Raw genomic sequence first — 23,198 nt, 5'->3', positions numbered from 1 at the left:
TAAAACGATCCAACTCCGCCTGCCACAAGCCGGAAAAACGCGTTACCTCCGGGAAATACGGCCTTTTCGTGACGACCACCCTTTGCCGCCCCCGCTTTTTCAGTGCAAAAGGAACCGTCGTTGCGAGCCGAATCGGTCTCTGCTTGCTATGCTGTAAGTGCTTAATAAGAAAGACTTTAACGCTGGCGTGAAGGGATCCATGGCCCCCCTCCGAACGAGCCTTCGACTGCTTCGCCTGCCGGGCCGACGGAGCCTCGTCGCCACGGCCGTAATAGCGGCGGTTTTTTCCGCTAATTTCGCCGTCCGGGGGGGCGAAACCCCCGCGGCGGGCGACTCGGACGCCTTCAGCCGCCTCTATTTCGCCCTCCAACCGCCCTCGGATCGCGAGGCGCAACGGCGTTTTGAGCTGGCGAAAGAGCTCCTCGAAAGCGGCCGATTCGGAGAAGCGGCCCCCCTCGTGGCGGCCCAGCTGGCGGTCGAAGCGGACAGCCTCGACGTCGATGGGGGGAGTCTGAAGCAGCATCTGCTGCAGTCGGTTTTGGGCGCCGGCGCAAAGAGTCGGGCCGTCTTTCGTTCGGTGCTCGAGGGACAGCATCGGCGCGCCTTGGAAGAGGCTGTCGACGCGACCGACTTGCGCCGCGTTGTCGCCACCTACCCTCCCGAGTTGTTTGGCGTCGCCGAACTCGAACGGCTCGCTCGTGCCGAGTCGGACGCCGGGGCCTATCGCAACGCGGCGCTAGCCCTCTCGGCGGCTAGGCAGATCGCCGAGCAAGCGGGTGACCCGGTCGCCGAACGCCTAGCGGCCGAGGAACAGGTGCAGCGACTGCGGCTTGGGCAAAGCGTTTCCGCCCCATCCACCGACCCCACGCAGCAGGAGTGGCCCGCGCAGCGGGAGTGGATCGAAGCGACGCAGGCGGTCGCTTCGTCGGCCGCGTCGCGGACAGCGCCGAACGCTTGGCTGAGCGCCGGCGGCGACGCGAGCCGGCAGGTGGTGGCTCCGGGCGGCCTGCCGGTCCCTTGGCGGCTCTGGAGCGCAACGGTCGACACTAGCGACGCCGAAGTCGATGCGACCGACGGCGCCGCGTCGCTCTCAGCTCACGAGGCGATCGCCACCGGTGGTGAGATCCTCACCAGCACGAGCGATCGGCTGATCGCGCTTTCGGCCGAGTCGGGCCGTCGGCTCTGGGAGGTTCCGTTCCCCGTGAACCCAACCTCGTGGCGCGGCGACAGCGTCGCGTCGGGGCTCTCGACCGACACACGAGCGGCCTTTGTGGTCACGCCGAGCTCGGGCGCGCGGGGGGAGGAAAGCTCTGCACGGCGGCAGTTTGGCGATTCGCTGTTTGGCGGCGAAGACCCGGTCCTTCCCGCGAATTGCTTGGCCGCCTACGAACTCGCCACGGCCGGGAAACTGCGGTGGCGGATCGATGGCGGCGACCCGAAGGGCCCTGCGCCGGGCGCCCGCTTTTTGGGGCCGCCAGCCATCGCCGACGGCCGGGTCTATGCGCTCGCCGAGGCGGAGCAAACGATCTCACTCCTGGAGATCGACGCGACCTCGGGCGACGTGCTGTGGCGCCAGCCGCTCGCTCAGTGCCAACGGGCGGCGTCGCCGCTGATCGCGACGGCCGTGGTTTCGCCGACCATCGGGGAGCGGTTGATTTACTGCCCCACGGGACGGGGCGCCGTGGTCGCCGTTGACCCGCTCCGTCGCCGGCTGGAGTGGTTGGGCTACTTGGCGATCGACGAGAAAGACGCCCGCCCCGCGATGCAGGGGGGGTGGGGCGCTGTGCGGGATTCACGCCGCTGGGCAGACGACGCGACGGCGTGGCGCCACTGCCGGGTCGTCGAAGTCGGCGATCGTCTGTTGGTCGCCTCTCCCGCCTTGCCGTCGCTGCAGTGCTTCGACGCCGCGACGGGCGAGTTCCTTTGGCGCCGCGACTTCTCGGACGCCTTGCTGCTGGCGGGGATCACGGAGCAAGCCGCCCTGGTCGTCGAGGCGGACGCCGTCTCTGCTTGGCGCCTGAGGGATGGTGAGTCGGTCGCGACGTTACCGCTCCCTGGCGGCGACTCGCCGGCGGGTGAGGGCCTGATGGTGGACGGCCACCTCTTGCTCCCGTTGCGGTCGGGACGCCTCGCGATGCTCGACACGTCGCGCCTCGAGGCCGAGGAGGCTTGGCGCTTGGCGGACATGGGTCTGAACCCCCTGGTCGACGCGCCGAAGCTCGGCAACCTGCTCTACCACGCCGGGTTGATCGTCTCCCGGTCGGCGACCACGGTCGAGAGTTACCCCCAAGCCGCCATTCTCCGAGCGGTCGAGAAGCAAGCGATCGACGCCCTGCAAACCAACGATCCGGCGGCGGCACTACCGGCATTGCAAGCGGCGTATGACGCGGACCGCACCGACCGCCGGCTGGCCGAGTTGCTGGCGGTGACGCTGCTGCGTAGCGACGGCGTCGCGCCGGCGGCGCTCGGACAGCTGCCCCACCTGGTGGCTGGCCAACGCGCCACGGCTTACGAGGCCGCGATGCGTCTTGCGGCTTCTCCAGGGATCGACGCCGCCACCGCGCTCGACGACGCCCGATCGCTAGCGGCGAGCGACGCGGGCGACGTGGTGCTACGGATCGAAGACCATCTGCAAGTCACCGCCAGCCGAATCGCCGCCCGCCGCGCCGAGTTGGCCGGCGCCGATCCCCGTCAGATCGAGGCAATCGCCGCCCGTTTCCGCCCGACCGGCGACGTCGCGCCGGCGGCCGAACCTTTAGCGACAACCGCGTGGACCGAGCGTCAGGTCACGGCGCAGGTCGAGTCCTTCCCGAAGTCCACCTCGATGCGGCGTCGCTCGAATCGGGTCCGCCAAGACCGGGCGTTCAAATCGCGTCCGATCGCGCTGGTGGGCGACGCGGTCGAAGGGGTTCATTGGAGCTACGAGTCACGCGGCGGGGATTGGTTGTTGGTTGGCGCCAGCGGCTGGGGGGAACGGTTGCTCGCCGACGAGTTGCCGGGCGATCCTTGGTCGCCGAGCCCCGACGCGGCCGGCGCCGTGGGGGTGCCGGGCGACCGGGTCTATGGCGAGTGGCTGGCTCTGAAGCTCGACACCGGCTTCGTCGTTTGCCACGCCCGCAGCGGCGTCGTTTGGGAGACAACCGACACGTCCAACGCCGCTTGGCCCGGGGTCGTGCTCGATCCGGCAGAAACTCCCGCCGCGGCCGGGCCGTGGGGCGTCGTGTCGGTCTCCGGAGCGACGCTGCAGTGCCGCGAACTTTCGACAGGGCGGATGGTTTGGCGTCGCGAGCTGGTAGAGCTGGGGTCGGATTCGCTGCGGGTGCTCGAGAACGACGGCGTTCTTTACGTCGTCGGCTCTACCACGAGCGGCCTGCGGCTGGCGGCGTGGAGTGGTCAGCGGCTGGGCGAGTGGGCCGCCCCGCCCGCCCGCAATTGGCGACTGGCGGCGGGAGGCAACCTGCTCACCGAAGAACGTTCCGCCGGCCGGCGCCAGTTCCGAGTCGTCACGATCACCGACGCCGCGACGGACCAGCCGGCTTGGGAGCACGACTTCGACCTCACCACCCGCTTTTTGCCGAACGGCGACGTGGCGGCGTTCGTCACCGACAAGCGTCGCCTCACGGTGGTGGATGTCGCGGCCGCGGCGGTCCGTTTCGCGACCTCGCTGCCAGGTAACCTCGAAGCGCCGGTGCGGTCGGTGCGGCTCCGCAACCACGGCGCGCGGCTCTTGGTGGAAATCGACGGCTCGAATCCGATGGTCGATCGGCTCCGCGGCGCGTCGCCAATCGGCGGCGATCCGTTGTTGACCGGCGACCTCTACTGCCTCGACGGGCAAACCGGCGCAGCGCTATGGCCCGCCCCGGTGCAGGTCGACGGGATGGCGATCGTTGAGACGGCCGTCAGCGACGCGCCGCTCTTGCTCTTAGCGCGGCGCCGAGCCCCCGACGCCAACGAAGAACAGGCCGAGGCCGAGATCGCTCTGGCGGCGATTGATTTGGCGACCGGCGCCACGGTCTATCGCAACCATCACCTGCCGGCGGGTGACGAGAACGACGGCCCGGCGCCGCTGTGGGCCGTCTACGAGCGGACCGACAGCGAGCAGATGCTGATCCGAGCGGGTCGCTCCTGGGTGACGCTCGAAACGACCCCGCAGCCCGCCCCCCCGCGGCCGTTGATGCGGGCCCAGGTCGAGGACCCCGAGGCGTCGCGACCGAAAGGGCCCGATGAGATCGGCCAAGGTGTCGAGCGTCTCTTCAAGTCGTTCTGGGATGGGGACGACGATTGAGGCGGGCCGTTCCGTTGTCATCGGGTAGGATACCAGCATGCCGTTTCGATCGATCCGCCGAACCCGCTGGCTTGCCGTCACCGCGGCGGTAATGCTCCCCGCCGTTGGCTTGGCGAACGACGTCGACCGGGTCACCGAAGGGGGGCTCCGTTGGCTCGCTACGTCCCAGAGCCGCCTCGGCTCGTGGGACGCCGGCGGGCGCTACCCCGCGGCGATGACCGCTCTGGCGGGCATCGCCCTATTGGCGGAGGGCTCCACTCCCAGCGGCGGCCGCTACGCGCCCGAAATACGACTGGCGGTCGATTACCTTCTGGCCCAGGCCCGCCCCAACGGACTGATCGGCGACCCGCTCCGCGACGACCGCTACACGTACGGCCATGGATTCGGGATGCTGTTCCTCTCGCAGGTGCTCGGCGAGGAGGAAGACGCCCGACGCCGTGAGGAGTTGATCCGCGTCCTCACCGCCGCGGTGCAGTTCACCGGTCAGGCGCAGACGGCGGCGGGGGGCTGGGGCTATGTCTCGGCGCGCGACGGCAATGGCTTCGACGAAGGCTCGACGACCGTCACCCAGGTGCAGGGGCTCCGCGGCTGCCGCAACGCGGGGATCCCCGTCCCCAAGGGGATCATCGACGGCGCGGTCGGCTATATCCACGGCTGTACGCAGGCCGACGGCGGCGTGCAGTACAGCACCAAAGGGGGGAACGGCCGGCCGGCGATCACCGCCGCCGCGTTGGCGTGCCTCTACGAGGCCGGCAGCTACGACGACAACTTCGTCCCCCGGATGAAGGAGTACTGCCAGCTCCGCCTAGCGGGGGACGACTCGGGCAGCCACGGCCACTGGCACTACGCCAATTTCTATTACTCGCAGGTCCAGTACCGCGAAGCGGGTGATACATGGGACGACTACCGCCGCGCGACCTACGGCAAGCTAGTCGCCGACGCAACGCCGGTCGAAACGCCGCTCGGTCCCGGGTACCGCTGGAACCAAGGCTACATCGGCCCGGTGTATACGACCGCCCTGAACTTGATCATGCTGCAATTGGACGAGGGCTGCTTGCCCATCTACCAGCGCTGACGCCTCAACTAGTCGACGCCACGCGTCGCGGATTCGGGAACCCTTCATGACCCACGAAGAAACGCCGCCGCCTGACGCCGAGCGCCTGTGCGCCACGGCGACCCGGATTCGCGAGCAGTTGGCCCGCGTCATCGTTGGGCAGGATGGCGTGATCGACCTGTTGATGATCGCCCTGTTCTGCCGCGGGCACTGCTTGTTGGAGGGCGCGCCGGGGCTCGCCAAGACGTTGCTCATCAGCACCCTCGCCAAGACGCTCGGCCTGACGTTCAGCCGTATCCAGTTCACGCCCGACCTGATGCCGGCCGACATCCTCGGCACCGAGATCATCGAAGAGGACCGCGCCACGGGGCGCCGCGACCTGCGGTTCCTCGCCGGGCCGATCTTCTCGCACGTGATCCTCGCCGACGAGATCAACCGCACGCCGCCCAAGACACAGGCCGCCCTGCTCGAGGCGATGCAAGAGCGCCAAGTCACCGTCGGGCGCGTGCGGCGTGAGATCGGTCACCCGTTCTTTGTCCTCGCGACGCAGAACCCGATCGAACAAGAGGGGACCTACCCGCTCCCCGAGGCGCAGCAAGACCGCTTCATGTTCAAGGCGATCGTGCGCTATCCGACCTTCGCGGAAGAGATCGAGGTCGCCCAACGGACCACCGCCGGCGAGACGGCCGAGGTCGAAGCGGTGTCGGACGTCGAAGAGATGATTGCGCTGCAGAAGCTGGTGCGGACCACGCCGGTAGGGGACGACTTGGTGCGTTACGCCGTCGCCTTGGTGCGCGGCTCGCGGGTCGGCGAGCCCGACGCCGCGCCCGAAGCGGCAACCCGTTTGGCGTGGGGGGCGGGGCCGCGGGCGGTGCAGTTCCTCATCCTCGGCGCCAAGGCGCGGGCGCTGATGGCGGGGCGGCCTTGCGTCGCGATCGAGGACCTTCAGACGCTCGCTAAGCCGGTGCTGCGGCACCGGTTGCTGCTCAACTTCCAGACCGAGAGCGAGGGCCTCACCGCCGACGACGTGATCGACGGGTTGCTGACCGCCACGCCTACGCGCGACGAGAGTCTCAGGGATGACCCCCGCTTCCGCGGCGTCCTCGCCGGCTGACGGGGGCGGCGGGCCGCGTCCGTCGTCGTCGAGCCAATCGCTCCCCGAGGTGCTCAAGCGTCTCGGCCGGCTCGAGGTCCGCGCCGCCCGCGTCGTCGATGGCTTTCTGTCGGGCCGGCACAGCAGCCCCTTCCTGGGCCGTTCGCTCGAGTTCCGTGAGCACCGCCAGTACGCCGCCGGCGACGACCTCCGGCACATCGACTGGAAGGCGTGGGGCCGCCAAGACCGGCTCTTCGTCAAACAGTACGAGGAAGAGAATAACCTCCGCGCGACGCTGTTAGTCGATTCGTCGGCGAGCATGCGTTTCCGTGGCGAGGGCGCGTCCGGCAGCCCCGGCGACGCGATGAGCAAGCACGAGTACGCCGCGACAGCCGCCTGCGTGCTGGCGTACCTGCTGACCGCGCAGCACGACGCGGTCGCCTGCCGTGCGTTCGCCGGCGAGGTGATCGCCGAGACGCCCCACCGGACCGGCCGCGCGCAAGTCAGCGCGATTGCCGACCTGCTAACCGCGTCGCTCGAAGGATCAACCGACGCGGCGAAGACCGACCTGGCGGGCCTACTGCGATCGACCGCCGAGACGATCCCCCGGCGCGGCGTTGTCGTGTTGCTCTCCGACCTCCTCTGCCCACTCGAGGGCCTCGACACCGGGCTGGCGATGTTGCAGGCCAAAGGCGCCGATATGGTCGTGATGCAGACCCTGTCGGACGACGAGATCGACTTCCCGCTGGAGGGGGCGACCCGTTTCGTTGGGCTCGAAGGGGGCGCCGAACTCGACGCCAATCCCCGCGCCCTGCGACGCGAGTACCTGGCCGCTCTCGCCCAGCACCAAGACGCGATCGAGGCCGCCTGCGCCCGCCGCGGCGCCAACCATCAATTGATCCGCACCAGTCAGTCCCTCGAGTCGGTGCTGATCGCGCTGCTGTCGAGCCGTCTCCGCGGCCCGCGGCGGCGGTAGATATCACCCACCGAACCGCGACCGTCAGGGAGCGGCCAACAGCTCGACGGCTCCCCAACCGTCGTGGCTCACCAGCAAACTTCACCTCACGTTCTGTGTCTTTCACCTTCCCAGCCTTGGCGGTCGCCGGCGCCCTCTTGGCGTCCCTGCCGATCGTCATTCACCTGCTCAACCGGCGGCGCCGGCGGCGGGTGGCGTGGGCGGCGATGGACTTTCTCTTGCAGAGCGACCGCAAGAACCGCACTTGGGTGCGGCTGAGCGAGTGGCTGCTGCTCGCGGCGCGGGTCGTCGCCATCGCCCTGGCGGGCCTCCTGGCGGCGACGCCAACAACGCTCGACCTGCTAAAAGGCTACTTCGGGCAGCAACGGGCGCGGCACGTCGTTCTTCTCGACGACACCTGCAGCATGCAACGCCGCGGCGCGGGGGGCTCGGCTTGGGACGAGGCGCTCGGCGCCGTCGAACGGCTCGCCGACGCCGCCCGCCAGAGCGGCGACGAGTTGCTTGTTGTCCGTTACGCCGACACCTCTGTCGGCGGCGACGTGGCGACGCTGGTGGGGTCGACGCCAGCGGGAGAGTCGTCGAGCGGCGTGGCGACGCCCACCTCGCTGCAGGTGACCAACGCCAGTGCGTCGCCGAGCGACGGCCTCGATCGGGCGATCGCTCTCTGCGAAGCCGCCCCGCCCGGCGTCCCGGCGTACGCCTACGTCGTTTCCGACTTCGCCGAAACCGCGCTCCGCGCCGACGGGGCGTCGCGACTCGACGCCTTGAGCGACAAGACTGCTGGCTTGGTGCTCGCCGTCTGTGGCGACGCCGCCGCGACGGGGAACCTCGCCATCGAGTCGGTCAACCTCGCCCCGGGGCCGTTGGCGTCGGGCGTGGAGACACGCCTCGTCATCGAGGTGGTCAACCATTCCATCGAGCCAGCGCCCGCCGTGGCGTTGTCGCTGCGCCGCAACGGGCAACCGCTGACGGCGCTCGAGGTGGGCCCGTTCGGGGCCGGTGAACGCGTCGCTGTTGAAACCCCGGTCACGTTCATGGGGATCGGGCCGCACGCCATTGAGGCGACGCTCCCCGCCGACCGGTTGCCGGCCGACGACCAAGGCTGGCTCGCGGTTGACATCGCCGCTTCGCAACCAGTCCTTTTGGTGGACGACCAGCCCAAGGCGATCGAGTCACGTGTCTTCGCGGCGGCGTTGCGGCCGATCGGCGCCACTCGCAGCGGTTGGGCGCCGCGGCGTGTCGAGCGGCTCGCCAGCGACGACCTCGCCGGCGCCGCGGCCGTGATGCTGCTCGACATCGAGCGGCTTAGCGACGCCGACACGCAGCGGCTCCGCGACTACACAGCCGACGGCGGCGGGCTGCTCATGGTCCTGGGCCCTCGGACCGACGCCGGCTGGTTCAATCAACGCATCGCCAGCGCCGTGGCGGGCGAGCCGCCGCTGACGCCGTGGCGGCTGGGCCCCGCGACGTCGGGCCCGGTGGCCGAACCGGGCCGTCCGGTGATCAGCGTCGTCGATCATCCCGCCGTGCGTGTGCTCGCCGGCAAGCAGAACGGCTTCCTGCCGCTGGTCCGGTTGCTCGCGCAGCGGCGACTGGCGACCGACGACGATGTCGCCGCACTCCGGCAAGTTACAACGTCCCCGTCCGCCGAGACGCCAAGCTACGAAGTGCTAGCGCGGCGGCTCGACGGCCAGCCGCTCTTGGTCGAGAGCCACTACGGCGCGGGTCGTGTCCTCGGGCTGATGACCACCGCCGCGACCGGTTCGGGAGGTTCCGAGCCGTGGAGCAATTTGGCGACGCTGCCGATCTTCCCGGTGCTGGTGAACGACATAACGGGTTGGTTGGCCCAAGAACGGCTCCGGCCGCGGGCCGAGCCGATCGTCGCCGTCGCGAGCGACACGCCGCCGAGGTCGTCGCTGCTGCGCTGGGACGCGGCCGATGGGCTGATGGAAGCGACGCCGCTCGGCCCCTCCGCGACACTGACGCCGGCGACGCCGGGCGTCTATCGCCGCGTCCTTGGAGGCGTCGAAGAACCGTTGTTCGCGGCGCAAGTGTCGCCCGCTGAGAGCGACCTGCGGTCCGCGTCGATCGCCGTGCTCCGCCAGCGTTGGGGCGACGTCGCCCGCGTCAGCAGCGCCGACGAGTTGTTTCGCGACGCCCCCACACCCGCCAGCCGCGGGCCATTGTACGCCTGCGCGGCGGCGCTGCTCGGCCTGTTGGTGGGGGAGCGTTGGCTCGCCTACCGCAACAGCTACGTCCAGTCGGCTGCCCGCCGTGGGGGCGCCGTATGAACGTTTACGACGCCGTCGGCTATGAGACGCTCACGCAGTCGCCCGGTTGGGCGGCCACGCTGATCGGGCTCGCTGTCGCGGCGATCGTCTTGGCGGTGGCGTGCGGCTGGCGCGAGCGGCGGGTTGCGCCGCGTGGCTGGGTGGTGCTGCTGGTGCTCCGCGTCCTGGCGGTCGCCGCCGCGGGATTGGTCATCGCCGGAGTCGAACGCCGACCCCTGAGCGAGCAAGAGGTCCCGTCGCGGGTGGTGCTGCTCATCGACCGTAGCGCGAGCATGACCCTGCCGGCGACGGACGAGCCGGGCGACACCACGCCGCGATCGGCCCCCACGAAGGCGGTCGCCGATCAGCTTGCCACGGTGTTCGCCGAACGGCACGACGTGAGCCGGGCCGGGTTCGACGTCGCGGTGAACTATCAGAGTCCCACGGCGTCGCCCGAGGCCGCGCCTGGTGCGACTGACAACACGACTGACGCCGGGGGCGCCACGCGCCTCGGCTCGGCGCTGCAGCGGGTGCTGTCGGACTATGGCGCGTCGCCGCTAGCAGCGGTTGTCGTTGTAAGCGATGGCGGCTGGAACGCCGGACCCGATCCAGTGGATCCGGCAGCGCTCGCCAAGAGCCGTGATGTGCCGGTCCACACCATCGGGGTCGGTCCGCTACGCGAGCCGCCGAGCATCGGCTTGCGCGACTTGGCGGCGCCCTCACGGGCGGCGACAGGCGACGCGTTTCAGGCGAGCGTCACGGTCGCTGCCAACGGCGCGGGGGCGGCCGGAGCCGGGACGCCGCGGGTGACGCTGACGCTCCGCCCCTTGGGGGCCGATGGCAAGACCGGCGCCGCGGTGCTTGAAGAACCCGTCGAGTTCGAGCTGCCACGCGAGGGGGGGCTCGCCGGCGGGACGGCGGAACTCACGGGCCCAGCGCCCGGTCTCTACGAACTAACCGCGACGCTGGTCCCCGCCGGACGGGACGCCGACCTCACCGACAATGCGCTCTCAACGCCAATCGAGTTCGTCGATCAACCGACCCGGGTGCTGCTCGCCGCCGGCGGTCCCGCGCGGGACTACCACTTCTTGCGGGACCAGCTCTACCGCGACGAGCAGTTCACCTGCGACGTGCTGCTGCAATCGGCGACCGGCGCCGTGACCCAAGACGCCGGCAAGGTGCTGGTGGCGCTCCCGGCGACCGCCGCCGAATGGGAGGCGTACGACGTGCTGGCGGCGATCGACCTCGACTGGCGGCAGGTCGAGCCCGCGACGCAAGCCGCGCTCGCCGAGTGGGTGTCGAGCCGGGGGGGTGGGCTGGCGTTCGTCGCCGGCCCCGTCGCAATGCCGGGCGTTCTCCGCGCGGGGCTCGAGACGCCATTGCGGACGCTGCTGCCGGTCATGCTCCGTGACGATCCGTTGGCGCTGGGCAGCTCGCTTGGAGTTAGCCGCGATCCCCGGCCGATCTACCTCACCGGTGCGGGACGCGGGCTCGGCTGGCTCGACCTCCGCCTTCCCAACGAAGAAACCACCAGCGTCTGGCGACGGCTCGATGGCTTCTATTCGCCGACGATCCCCGCCGAGCCCAAGCCGGGCGCGACCGTCCTAGCGAAACTCGGCGAGGAGGACTCGGCGCCCCCGCTGCTCGTCGAACAGCTCTACGGCGCCGGCCGGGTCGCGTATCTGTCGACGCCCGAGACGTGGCGTCTCCGGACCGTTTCTGCCGATTCGTTCACCGCGCTGCACGTCGGCTGGCTCCGGCATTTGACGCAGGGCCGGCTGCTCGGCGTCGCGGCCGAGGGAAGTTTGCTTTTCGACCGTCGGCGTTACGACCTGGGCGAGACGATGACGCTCCGCTACGTGGCCCGCGAAACAAGCACGCCGACGCCCCCGCCGCCGGCACGGCTGATCGTCGGCGACGGGCCCGCCGAAGAGGTCCGCCTCGATCCGGTCGAAGGGCAGCCCGGTGTCTTCTCCGCGTCGGTCCGGGCAACCGCGACGGGCCGCTGGACGGCGACCGTTGATCGCGGCAGTAGCGGTCGAGAAGGTAGCGATCGACTGACCGCAACCGCCGAGGCGTCGCTGCCGGCGCTCGAGAACGAGACCCGCGTCCAGAACGCCAAGCTCCTCGCCGCGATCGCCCAGCGGAGCGGCGGCCGCTACGTCGATCTGGCGAGCCCCGGCGCTCAAGACCAATGGCTGGAGATCGCCCGGAACACCCTCTCACTCGCCGAAACCACGATCGACCTTGGGGCCCCCGACGAGCGGTTCGCCGAACGGCTGAGTCGTTTCGCCTTGGCGGCGATGGCGGGCGCCCTGCTGCTAGAGTGGTTGCTGCGACGCGCCTGGCGCCTCGCTTAGTTTAATCTTCCAAAGGATCTCGAACGACGTTGTCTGCCGACTCGCCATCCTCCGACCGACCCGCCCGCCCGCCCGGCGCGGCTGTCGACGCGCTGCTTACGCGGCTCGCCGAGCAACTGCACAGGGCGATCGCGACGCGCGTCGGGTGGCAGGTCCTGGCGGCGGTGACGCTGGTCGGGTGGGTCGCCCTAATCGTTGACCGTCTTTTCGAGCCCTCCGCGACGGTGCGGCTGGTCGTAGAGTTGTCGCTGCTTGCCGCCGGGGTAGGCTGGTTGCTCCTTGTCGCCGCGCCGCGGCTGCTGCGGCCGATCGGTCCGCGCGACGTGGTGACGCTGCTCCACCGCGACCGACCAGGTGAGGCCGCGCTGATTGCAACGTCGCTCGACTTGCGAGCCCATGACCGCGGCAATCGTCAACTGGCCGACGCCGCGATCGCTGACGCCGACGCTGTGGCTGCGAAGCTGGGCGACCCGCGACTCGTCCGCCCGCCATCGACCACCGGCGCCGCTTGCTTCGCCGCCGCAGCGGCGGCGGCGGCGCTCCTCTTGGCGGCGTCACGCCCCGAACTGGCCGCCTCGTACGCCAAGCGGGTCGCGCTGTCCGACGCCCCCTGGCCACGGCGCGTTCAGCTCGTGGTCGAAGGCTTCGAGCGCGACGCTGCTACGAATGAATGGACCCGCGTGGTCGCACGCGGCGAGCCGGCGGAGTTCATCGTCGTGGCGGAGGTGGAAGCGGACGACGCCCCGCCCGAGACGCTCTGGGCCCGCGGCGCCCGGGCGACAGGGCAGCGATCGCTGACCAGCCTGACACGAATCGGCGCGCCCGAGACGGGCCCCGTGCTCCGCCAACGCTACCGGCGTCGTTTCGAGCGTGTCGATGACGACCTGGCGTTGACGGTCCGTGGCGGCGACGCCCGGCTGCAGCTGCGGCTGATCGCGGCCGACCGGCCGGCGCTGACCGACCTGACCGTCCGCTGCGAGCCACCCGCCTATCTCGACGCGACGCCGACCAGCGCCGGCGCCTCGACGCTGCAGCCGCTCCCCGAGGGGAGCGTCGCCCGCCTCATCGCCGGCGCCTCGAAGCCGCTCGCGTCGGTCGAGGCGACTTACCGCGACGGCGCCACGCCGACCGAAACGCCTCTCGACGCCCGTCTCGAGAGCGAGGGGACACGCCTTGTCGTCGCCACGCCGCCGCTCTCGGGGTCGTTAGTAGTCACCCTCACGGCGACGGACGCCGACGGGCTCACGTCGGAGCCGATCGAGTTGCCGCTTGAAGTCGCGCTCGACTCGCCGCCGTCAGTGCTGCTGTCGCTTGAGGGAGTCGGGCGCTCGGTGACGCGCGACGCCCGCCTCCCGGTCGAGATTCGGCTGCAAGACGATCACGCGCTGGCGGATGTCCGGCTTGAACTGCGTCGCGGTGACGAGACGATCGTTCTTCCGCTCGACCCGCCCGCGACGCTCCCCGGACGCGTCGCGGCAGAGGCCGACCTGCTGTCGCTCCGCTCCGCCGACCCCCGCCGCCGGCTGACGCTCGATCCGGGCGACCGCTTCACCTTGGTGGCGACCGCGGCGGATCGCTACGACTTGGCCGAGCGCCCCCGCGCGGAGAGCCGGCCGATCGAGATTGAGGTGACGACGCCCGCCGAGCTCTTGGCGAGGCTGGGTGACGCGCAGCGGGAGCTGCGCGGCTCGCTCGAAGCGATACTGTCGGACGTCCAGCGGCTGGAGTACCAGATCGATCTCCGCCGCCGCCGGGCCGCTGAGGGGCAGGGCGACGACGGCGGACGGCGTTGGGCGGCGGAGCGCCAGCTCGACGCTCGCAAAGCGGCCAACGGCGTCGCCGAGGCGGCCCAGCGCGCCGACGGGCTACGCCTCCAGGTGGTGAACAACCGGCTCGACCAACCCGACCTCGTCGATCGCCTGAAACGGCGTGTCGTCAGGCCGCTACGGCTGGTGGAGGAGGAGCAGCTCGCCCAATCGGTGAAGGCCCTACAGCAGATCGGCGAGGGGACGCCCGACGACTCCCTGGCCGCCGCGCTCGCCGGGGTCCGCAGCGCCGAAGCCGAGCTCGAGCGCGTGCTGGCGAGCCTCGACACGCAGCAGACCTACAATGAAGTCGTCGCGTTGCTGCGCGGCCTGATCCGTGAGCAGCAACGCGTCAACGAGAAAACGTCGCGGCAAGAGAGCGAGAGCGTTCGGTCCTTGTTCGATTAACGATTCGCAACGACGACGGAACGAAGGGAAGCAGGGTAGTCAATCGGAGCGTCTTGCTTGGCGACTTCGTTCTCAAGTGCTACAAAACAACTGCGGAGCAAAACCGTGTCCTTGCTGAGAGCCACCTGTCTGGGAGCGGCGCTGCTAGCCATTGCGGCGAGCGCCACCGCCGCGGAGGTGGCGAGCGATCAACAACAGGTCGCGATTGGCTACGAGCGGCTCGAAACCCTCGCGCTGCGGATCGCCGACGCCGTTGAGGCGACCGACGCGGCGAGGGCGGACCAGATCCGCACCGCGATCGGCGAGGCGCGGTCGGTCGGGATCGGCGACCGGTTCGACAAGGTGATCGGTCTCCTCGAACGGGAACGCTACACCGCGGCCCGCCGTGATCAGACCGAACTGGCGACACAGCTCGAGGAGCTCTTGCGGCTGGTGATGGCCGACCCCAACGCGGCGCGGCTTGAGGAAGAGCGGCGGCGTTTAGAGAAGCTGCAGCGTGAGATCCGCGCCGCCCTCCGCGAGCAGCGGTCGCTCCGCAGCCGGACCCAGCGGGGCGAGATCGCCGAACTCGCCGAGCGGCAGCGCGACCTGGCCGACCGGGTCGAGCGTCTCCGCGAGCCGGCCGAGGAGACCGACCGCCTCAACGGTCAGAGCGGTGACGACGCCCCAACCGAACCTGGCGACGCACCCGGCGAGGGCGAAACGCCACCCGAGGGCTCCGGGGCCGAAGCGGGGGAGAAGGGTCCGTCGATCGCCGGGCGGCTGGAATCGGCCGGCGAGTCGATGCGCGGCGCCGAAGAGAAACTGGCTGGCGAGGACGCGTCGGCGGAAGAGGAGCAGCTCGAAGCGCAACGCGACCTCGAAGCGGCCCAGCGGGAGGCCGAGCAACGCCTCAAGCAGCTCCGCGAGGAGGAGCAGCAGCGGCGGCTGGCGTCACTTGCCGAGCGACTCCGCCGGATGCACGAGGCACAGACGGGGCTCGTCACCGACACCCAAAACCGCGTCGACGACCTCCAGTCCGACGCCGCCCCGGCCGATTCGCGTGCCGGCCAGCTGGCGGCCGCTAAGCTCGCGGGGCGGCAGGGAGATGTCGGCGCTTCCGCCGAGCAGGCCCTCCGGGTGGTGCGGGCGGACGGTTCGTCACGCGTCTTCGACGACGCCCTCAGCCAAACCGTGGACGACATCCGTTCGGCGGAAGACCGGCTCCGGCAGGGTCTGATCGACGCCACGACGGTCGCCCTCGAGCGGCTCGTGGCCGACGCCCTGACGGAGATGATCGCCGCCGTGGACGAGTCGCTCGATGACCTTGATAAACAACGCCAACCCCCCAAAGGGGCGCCACAGGCCCAGCAGGGGGGCGATCCCGGACTGGTGTCGAAACTCGCCGAACTGCGGATGATCCGGGCGATCCAGGCCCGCTTGATGCGGCAAACCGAGGTTTGGCGGTCCGCCGCGGAGACAGGCGAGGCGCCCGCCGCGGAGGTCGCCGAGCGGCTCGACGGGCTTGCTGCCGAGCAGCGACGCCTGGCTGTCGCCGCCGAAGCGGTCGCAGGCGGGGCGCCGTGACATCGCGCCGTGACGTTGCGGCGTTTGGTCCATCGGGCGATAGTGGAGTTATGGAATTCGCCCGCCTGCAGGATGCTTCCGCACGCCGCCGTCGCCGGCGCCGAATCTGGGGTCGGGTTGCGGTGACGCTATTCGCCGCCGCCATGGCATGCCCCGCGGCTCTTGCCGTCGATAAGTCAGCGAGCCTGCGTTCTTGGCGCGAGGCGCCGGGTTTCGTCTCGGCGAACGAAGCCATCGCGGCATGGCTCGCCCAGCAGCACCGGGGCCAAGCGCTGGCGGCCCGCTGGAACCGGGCGGTCGCCGCGACGCCTCGACCGTCGCGGCTCGCCGAGCCCTTGCGGACCCTTGCGGCGCAAGCGGACGAGCGGTTTGTCTCGCTGCTGAACGCGCCTGTCGACACGCCGCCCGTGTGGCTGACCTCGCTCGGCGACGCGGAGCCGTCGGTCCGATTGGCGGTGGCCGACGCGCTGGCCGCGGCTGACCGCTACGACGCGTGCCTGGCTTGGACCGAGGGGCTCGAGCAGGACCAAGTGTTTTCGCCCGCGCTGCTCAGCTACCTGCGCGCCGTCGCTTGGCGGATGACCGTTGACGACGATCGGGCGGCGGAAGCGATCGAGCGGCTGCCGGCCGATGACGAGGCCTTAGGGCCGGCTCGGAAGTGGGTGCTCGACGCGCTGCAAAATGAGTTAGAAAGCAAACCGCAGCCGATGCCGATCGTGGCCCGCAAGATGCGGGACGTGCAGCGTCGGCTCGCCCTGGCGGAGCCCGGCGCCGAGACCCAGGAGCGTCAGCAGGCGATCCTTGACGAACTCGACAAGCTGATCGAGAAGCTCGAAGAACAGCGCAAACAGCAGCAACAGATGGCGGCCGCCGCCCCCGGTGGTGGCGCCGAGCCGGGCGACCCCGCCGACGAGAGCCGGCCCAGCGAACTGAAAGGCCCCGGCGAGGTCGACCGCAAACGGCTGGTGGCCGGCGACGCTTGGGGCTCGCTCCCCCCGGCCGAACGCGAGCGGCTCACCCAGGCGATCACACGTGACTTCCCGCCCCACTACCGCGGTTTGATCGAGGACTACTTCCGCACGCTGGCGGCCGAGGCCGACGCGGCGGAGCCGGACGATCCCCCCGCCGCGGACCGCTGATCCCGCCTAACCTCCCACCGAGCGTCTCCATGCCCCCCGTCTGCCGCCGCTGCGCGATCGGCGCCCTCGCTGTGGGGGTCCTTGCCGCTTCGTTGGCGGTGGCCGAGGGTCCGCTCGTCACGGTCGAAACGACGGGCGAGGAAGCGGTCGGCCGGCTCGTCGCCTTGGACGCGGAGCGGGGCGTTTCGCTCCGCGACGATAGCTACGCAACGCTCCCGATCAGCGAGGTGCTCAACCTGACGGTCGAGCCGACACGTCGGGCTGCCTCGACAACGCCGCGCGCCGGGCGGGTGTGGCTTACCGATGCCTCGCGTTTCGACTACGCCGCGTACCGGTTCGTCGGAGGGCAGGTGGAGTTCTCACTCGTCGGCGGGGGGCAAGTCACCCTTCCCACCTCCTCGATCGAACTTTGGCGATTGGCGACGGAAGCGACGATCGAGTCTCAGGCGTTCGACAACGAGACCGACGTGCTCTGGGTGCGGCGCCGCGACGGCAGTCTGACGCCCGTCGAAGGCGTCCTACTCGACGTGTCAGCGGCGGGGGTCCGGTTCGCCCTGGACGCCGACGGCGGCGCCAAGCCGGTCGAGGCGCCCTGGCCGCGTGTCGCCGGCCTCCGCTACTACCGGGCGGCGGATCGGAAGCTACGGCCCGCGGCGACGGTACTCAATTTTAGCGACGGCGGCCGGCTGATCGTGACCGGCGTCGGCTACCGCGGCGCGGAACTCGAGTGGGAAGAGGGCCACACGCCGATCGAGGCGGTGACGTCGATCGACCTGTCGGCGGGCCGCGTCCTACCGGTCGCGTCCCTCGATCTCCTCGCCCACCGTTGGACTCCCTACTTCCGGACGAAGCCCGACAGCGAAGCGGGGGGCTACGCTCTCGACGAATCGCTCGGCGGAGGGCCGTTGTCGCTGCGCTACCCCGACCGACGCGCCCCGAGCGCCTGGCCGGGCGTCGTCTCGGTCCGGACGTTTGCTCGTGGCGTCGCGATGAAGAGTCGTGGCGAGTTGCGTTTTGCTCTGCCGAGCGGCGCGACCCGGCTGCGGGGCGCTGTGGGGCTCGACCCCGCGACGGCGCTCGCCGGGTCGGCCGAGGTGCGGCTGTTGGTCGACGGCGACGAGCGATGGTCCGGCACGGTCGACGGGGGGACGCGACCGTACGCCATTGATGAGCCGATAACGGCGGCCACGACGCTGACGCTGCAAGTCGATTACGGCGACAACCTCGACGCGGGAGACCACGTCCATTTCGGCGACCTGAGGGTGATTCGATGAACCGCTTGAGAATCGCCGTCCTGGCCGTGTGGCTCACGGGGGCTGCGTCCATCGCCGCTCCGCCGCTCACGCTTGACCCCGAGGTCGTCGCGGCGGAAGCGGCGCGGCGTGAGGTGATCGCCAAACTCAGCCGCTCGACGGTGGCGATCTTCGAGAGCACCGGCACGAACGGCGGATCGGGCGTCATCATCAGCGACGACGGCCTGGTCGTCACCAACTTCCACGTCACGGCGCCATGCGGCCCGCAGATGCTCGTCGGCACGAGCGATGGCCGGCTCCACCAGGCGGTGCTCTTGGGCCTCGACCCGACGGGCGACATCGGGCTGATTCAGCTTCAGGGCGAAGGCCCTTACCCCGCGGCCGCTATCGGCGACAGCGACCTCGTGCGGGTCGGCGACGAGGCGATCGTGGCCGGCAACCCGTTCCTGTTGGCCGAGGACTTTACACCGACGATCACGGTGGGCGTCATTTCGGGCGTTCATCGCTATCAGTTCCCCTCCGGGACGCTCCTGGAGTACGCCGACTGCCTGCAGACCGACGCGGCGATCAACCCTGGCAACTCGGGCGGTCCGCTGTTTGACGGCGCCGGACGGCTCATCGGCATCAACGGGCGTGGTTCGTTCGAGAAGCGGGGCCGCGTCAATGTCGGCGTCGGCTACGCCGTTTCGATCAACCAGGTGATGCGGTTCGTTTCGCACCTCCGCACGGGTCGGCTGGTCGATCACGCCTCGCTCGGCGCGACCATCGTCACCCGTCGCGGGCCGCAGGCGATCGTTCGCGCCATTGAGACCACCAGCGACGCCTACCGCCGGGGACTGCGGCCGGGGGATGAGATCGTCGCCATCGACGGCCGCGACACGCCGACCGCCAACGCCCTGCTGAACGCCATTGGCGTGCTGCCGGCGGGCTGGCGGACGCTCGTCGAGTACCGCCGCGACGGCCGACTCGACCGCCGGACGGTGCGGCTCGGTCCGTTGCATTCACCGGGCGAGATCGAAGAGGCGATCCAGGGCGAAACGCCCGACGAGTCGCCCGACGCCGCCGACTCCGCCAAGACGCCCGAGCTGCCCGCCGACATCTACGAGGCCAAGCCGGGCTACGCCAACTACGCCGCCACGCGTCGCGAGACCCGGCGGCTGCTCGATCGGTGCCGCGCCGACAGCGGCGTCCCGCTACGCGAGAGTGTCCGTTACGTGAACAACGACGGCGACGCGGTGACGCTCGAGGTGACCGCCGACGGTGCCGCTTGGCTGTCGGAGTCCGGCGAATTTCGGTGCGACGCCACCCGCGACCTCGCGGCGCAGGCGACGCCGCCCGAAGCGCCCGCATTGCTCGGCGGCCTCTGGGTCTGGAGCCGGCTCGTCGCGGGCGAAGAGGGGCTGCTCGACGACGCCGAAGCGCTCGGGCGCTTGCCGTGGCGCGCGGGCGAAACGGCGCACGACGTCCTTGTCGCCACCCACCGCGGTCTCCGTGTCGAGGTCTATCTCGACGCCGAGTCGGGGCGCCCGCTCGGCTTCGAGGCCTCGCGCGACGCGGCCGAGGAGGCGGTCCGTGTTGAGTTCACCGACGCTCCGACGGGCTTCGGGGCGTTGCCATCCGAGTTGAGAATCACGGCGGGGGATCGCCCGATCGCCGACCTGCAGGCTGCAGTCTCGGGACCGTCCCCCCAGAAGCCCCTCAGCGATAAACCCAGCAGCGATAAACCCAGCAGCGAGGAACGCCAATGAGGGTTCGGTCTCTCGCCGCCTGCCTGGGCCTCCTGCTTTGTCACGCCATGGCTTTTGGCGCTACGTCCTCGCCCGACGCGGAGCCGCTGCAACGGGCTCAGCTCGCGATCGCCAAGCTCTACGGCGCCGGCCGTGTCGCCGGGCTGGAAGGCTATCAGACGGGCGGTTTCTTCCCGGGCAGCCCCGTGTTGGTGGTCACCGCCGATAGCGCCGCGCTCGACGGCGGTCGAGTGACGCTGGTCGACGCCTACGGCGAGCGTTGCGAGGCCCGCGTCACGGGTCGTGACGCGTCCACCGGCCTCGTGCTGCTGGAGTGCCCCGAGAGCTACGAGGCGCCGTCCCACTTCCAACTGGCGGAGACTGTCACGCCACGTCCCGCACAGCGGGTCTGGGCGCTCTCCAACTGCTTCGGCGTCGCGGCGGGCGACGAACTCGTGACCGTGCAGCGGGGCCGGATCGCCGCGTTGGCGCCGATGCCGACCGCCACCGACCCGGAGCAGTACCGCCCCACCCTGGGGGTCCCCGAACCGGGCGCCACGGTGCTGATGCTCGACGCCGTGACGAGCAACCCCGGCGCGGCGGGGGGAGTTGTCGTCGACACCGACGGCGTCTTGCTGGGCGTTCTGGGCGCCGAGTGCCAATCGCCGACCACCGGCGCTTGGATCAACTACGCCCTTCCGGTGGAAGCCGTCAACGCGGCGATCGAGCGGATCCGGGCGGGCTCAGCCCCCGATCGTGACCCGCTTCGAGACGCGTTCCGCACGGGGCGGCTCTTCGCCCACAGTGGCCTGGGGCTGATCCCGCGGATCAACGCCCGCACGCCCGCCTACGTCGAACGCGTCGAACCCGGCAGCCCCGCCGACAACGCCGGGTGCGAGCCCGACGACCTGATCGTCGCCGTGGACGGCGCGACAGTTGGCGCCGTCGATAGCGCGACGGCCGCCATCGAGCGCGGCTTTACCCGCCGACAGACCGCCGTGCTGACGCTCCTACGCGGTGAGCAGTTGGTCACGATCACTTTACGAGGCGACGCTCCATGACTTCCCGCGGCCGCTGGCCCCTCGGTGTTTTTCTTTGTCTGCTCGGGCCCGCTTTGGCAGCGGCGTCGGGCGGACCGTCGCTCGAGGCGGCGATCGATCGGGCGGTCAACCTCACTGCGCCTCGCGTCGTTCAGCTCCGCTACTTCGGGGCGGGAGGCGACGCCCTCGGCGCCGCCGCGGCGCCGGTTACAGGCTACGCCCTCGACGACCATTGGGTCGTCACCAGCACTTACGCCCTCGCCGAGACGCCGGCCGGGATCCTCTGCCGCTTCGCGGACGGCCGTCAGAAGCAGGCCGAGCTCGTTTCACGTGACGTGAGTCGGCAGGTCGCGCTGCTCCGACTCGAAGGCGCCGGCGAAGCGACGCCAACGCCGCCCACGGGGCGCGACGGCTTGGTCGGTGAGACGGCGATCGCCCTCGGGCGGGTCTACTCGGCCGACAACGTCAACCTCACGGTCGGTGTCGTCAGCGCCGTCGGCCGGCTCGGGGGGCGGGCGGTCCAGACCGACGCGCTCGCGTCGCCGGTCAACTACGGGGGCCCCCTCGTGGCGCTCGACGGCGTGCTGCTCGGCGTGATCGTGCCGCTGGCGCCGCCGGGGCAGAGCGGCGTCGATCTTTACGACTCGGGGGTTGGCTTCGCCGTGCCCGTAGAGTCGATCGCCGCTCGGCTCCCACGGATGGCGGCGGGCGAGACGATCCGCTCCGGCTTGCTCGGGGTGACGCTGCCCAACGAAGACCCGCTCCGCGAGCCGCCAACCCTCTCGGCCGTCACCAAAGCGGGCCCCGCTGCTTCCGCCGGGCTGCAAGCGGGCGACATGGTCCTCTCCCTGGCGGGCGTCGCCACACCGACGGTCTGGGAGCTGCGTCGGGTCACGTCAGGACTGGACGCCGGAGACGAGGTCGCAGTGGTCGTCCGACGCGACGCCGACCTGCCGCCAAGGACGCTTCAATTGACGCTCGGCGAAGCCCCTCCGGAAGTCGCTCCCGAGGTTCAACTGCCCCTGATAGAAACGAAAAAACCCGACGAGCCTTGAAAGGCTCGCCGGGCTCATTCCGATTTCGGCTCTTACTTCCGTGAGAGCCCCTTGGTTCTTAGCCGGACGCTTTAGCGGCGGCGGAAGCAGCAGCTCGCGGCCGAGCCGAGCACCATCATCACGAGGCTGGACGGCTCGGGAATCATGTTGCCGGTGATGGTCATGACGCCGGACGCCACCAAGCTGCGGACGCCGGTCTGGCCCGAGAGGACCATCACCTCGGTCGCCGAGTAGCTGAGCAGGACGTCCTCGCCGTACTCCCAACCGCCGGGGAGCGACTGGCTGATGACCTTGCCTTCGGCGAAGAAGTTGAAGAAGTTCAGCCCGGGCAGGCCGGTCTGGACCACGGTGTAAGAGATGTCGTCGATGCCAATCCGCAGGTTGTTGCCGTTGCCGTCGAAGTAGTCGAAGCCATAGGCGGTCGGATTGCCTGAGCCGCCGACGTTGTTTTGGAGCGAGCCCGTCGCCAGTTCGGCGCCGAGGTTGGTGATCTTCAGGTCACCCCACAACGCGTCGGGGGGGTTCATCAGCATTTCTTCGCTGATGCCGTCCACCTCGATTTCGAGCGAGCTGAACGTCCGGGCTTCGGCCGGCAACAGGTTGCCACCGTCCGGCCGGTTGAAGTCGGTGATCTCACCGGTCTGGCCGTCGAAGGCGATGTCGAAGTTACCGATGATCGTGTTGATCATTCCGGCGTTGCCGGCGGAGGCCATACCAAAGATGGCGACCAGCATGGGGAGCACGTTTCGCAGCGTCATGGTGTTTCCTGCCTGGGTGTTTGCGTCGGAGGACGCACGTTGAGATCGGAATCGGAATGAATTCAGCTTCGGTTGCCGTCGGGGCCTTCTTGGCCCGTCGTGGCGTGTCTCGTTGCCGGAGCCTCCAGCAACTGAAAAAGCGGCGAGCAACAAAAAAAGAGAGCGGCCGCAAGACACCCATCAACGACCAGCGGGAATACCCGTCAGGCGTAAGGGAGGTCTTGTAGCCGCTCTCTGGATTAGGACTGCTCGGTTGCTCGGTGCGGTGTTACTTGGTGCGGTGTCGCGGTTCGTCGGGAATCAGCTAGCTGCTTTGAGCTGGGACAAAAAAGAAAGCGGCAATCTCATGTCCTCCTATCGCGGCCCTAGCAGGGCGCGGAGAGAACGAGAGATTGCCGCTTTCGGATTA

14 protein-coding genes are annotated in these 23,198 nt (G+C 69.9%); 13 read left to right on the top strand and 1 reads right to left on the bottom strand.

Translation table 11 applies throughout. The annotated features are described in order from the left end of the window. Positions 1 to 199: 199 nt before the first annotated feature. The 13 genes from Pla108_RS15620 (at position 200) to Pla108_RS15560 (ending at position 22,031) form a co-directional block, all read left to right on the top strand. The gene (locus tag Pla108_RS15620) at positions 200 to 4,285 is read left to right on the top strand and encodes an outer membrane protein assembly factor BamB family protein (RefSeq protein WP_146445891.1); all 4,086 of its coding nucleotides are present in this window, start codon (positions 200 to 202) and stop codon (positions 4,283 to 4,285) included. A gap of 37 nt (positions 4,286 to 4,322) precedes the next feature. Further along, positions 4,323 to 5,360, top strand: a complete 1,038-nt coding sequence (locus Pla108_RS15615) for a prenyltransferase/squalene oxidase repeat-containing protein (RefSeq protein ID WP_146445890.1) — start codon at positions 4,323 to 4,325, stop codon at positions 5,358 to 5,360. A gap of 46 nt (positions 5,361 to 5,406) precedes the next feature. Beyond that, on the top strand, positions 5,407 to 6,453 hold the full coding sequence (locus Pla108_RS15610; protein ID WP_146445889.1) for an AAA family ATPase: 1,047 nt from the start codon (positions 5,407 to 5,409) through the stop codon (positions 6,451 to 6,453). Further along, complete coding sequence (locus Pla108_RS15605) at positions 6,419 to 7,408, top strand: DUF58 domain-containing protein (RefSeq protein WP_146445888.1); 990 nt, start codon at positions 6,419 to 6,421, stop codon at positions 7,406 to 7,408. Before Pla108_RS15610 ends, Pla108_RS15605 begins: the two co-directional genes overlap by 35 nt. Positions 7,409 to 7,503: 95 nt before the next feature. Further along, the gene (locus tag Pla108_RS15600; protein WP_197526607.1) at positions 7,504 to 9,699 is read left to right on the top strand and encodes a BatA domain-containing protein; all 2,196 of its coding nucleotides are present in this window, start codon (positions 7,504 to 7,506) and stop codon (positions 9,697 to 9,699) included. After that, positions 9,696 to 12,038, top strand: a complete 2,343-nt coding sequence (locus Pla108_RS15595) for a vWA domain-containing protein (protein WP_146445886.1) — start codon at positions 9,696 to 9,698, stop codon at positions 12,036 to 12,038. Before Pla108_RS15600 ends, Pla108_RS15595 begins: the two co-directional genes overlap by 4 nt. A 29-nt stretch (positions 12,039 to 12,067) precedes the next feature. Then, a complete protein-coding gene (locus Pla108_RS15590) occupies positions 12,068 to 14,251 on the top strand; it encodes a hypothetical protein (protein ID WP_146445885.1) in 2,184 nt (727 codons plus the stop codon). 105 nt (positions 14,252 to 14,356) lie between these two features. After that, positions 14,357 to 15,817: a hypothetical protein gene (locus Pla108_RS15585; protein ID WP_146445884.1), complete on the top strand. Its 1,461-nt coding sequence runs from the start codon at positions 14,357 to 14,359 to the stop codon at positions 15,815 to 15,817. A gap of 50 nt (positions 15,818 to 15,867) precedes the next feature. After that, on the top strand, positions 15,868 to 16,956 hold the full coding sequence (locus Pla108_RS15580) for a hypothetical protein (RefSeq protein WP_197526606.1): 1,089 nt from the start codon (positions 15,868 to 15,870) through the stop codon (positions 16,954 to 16,956). A 29-nt stretch (positions 16,957 to 16,985) separates the two neighbouring features. Next, on the top strand, positions 16,986 to 18,230 hold the full coding sequence (locus tag Pla108_RS15575) for an NPCBM/NEW2 domain-containing protein (protein ID WP_146445882.1): 1,245 nt from the start codon (positions 16,986 to 16,988) through the stop codon (positions 18,228 to 18,230). Then, entirely contained in the window at positions 18,227 to 19,957 is a 1,731-nt protein-coding gene (locus Pla108_RS15570; RefSeq protein WP_146445881.1) for a S1C family serine protease, read from the top strand. Before Pla108_RS15575 ends, Pla108_RS15570 begins: the two co-directional genes overlap by 4 nt. Continuing rightward, positions 19,954 to 20,997, top strand: coding sequence for a S1C family serine protease (locus Pla108_RS15565; RefSeq protein WP_146445880.1), 1,044 nt, complete (start codon positions 19,954 to 19,956; stop codon positions 20,995 to 20,997). Before Pla108_RS15570 ends, Pla108_RS15565 begins: the two co-directional genes overlap by 4 nt. Next, complete coding sequence (locus tag Pla108_RS15560) at positions 20,994 to 22,031, top strand: S1C family serine protease (protein ID WP_146445879.1); 1,038 nt, start codon at positions 20,994 to 20,996, stop codon at positions 22,029 to 22,031. Before Pla108_RS15565 ends, Pla108_RS15560 begins: the two co-directional genes overlap by 4 nt. A 71-nt stretch (positions 22,032 to 22,102) precedes the next feature. On the opposite strand, the gene Pla108_RS15555 is transcribed toward Pla108_RS15560, so the two are convergent. Further along, positions 22,103 to 22,789, bottom strand: a complete 687-nt coding sequence (locus tag Pla108_RS15555; RefSeq protein WP_146445878.1) for a PEP-CTERM sorting domain-containing protein — start codon at positions 22,787 to 22,789, stop codon at positions 22,103 to 22,105. Positions 22,790 to 23,198 lie beyond the last annotated feature (409 nt).

The sequence above is a fragment of the Botrimarina colliarenosi genome (assembly GCF_007859955.1).
Taxonomy (GTDB): Bacteria; Planctomycetota; Planctomycetia; order Pirellulales; family Lacipirellulaceae; genus Botrimarina; species Botrimarina colliarenosi.
The sequence above is the reverse complement of the archived record's forward strand: the minus strand, read 5'-3'. Positions and strand labels throughout refer to the sequence as shown.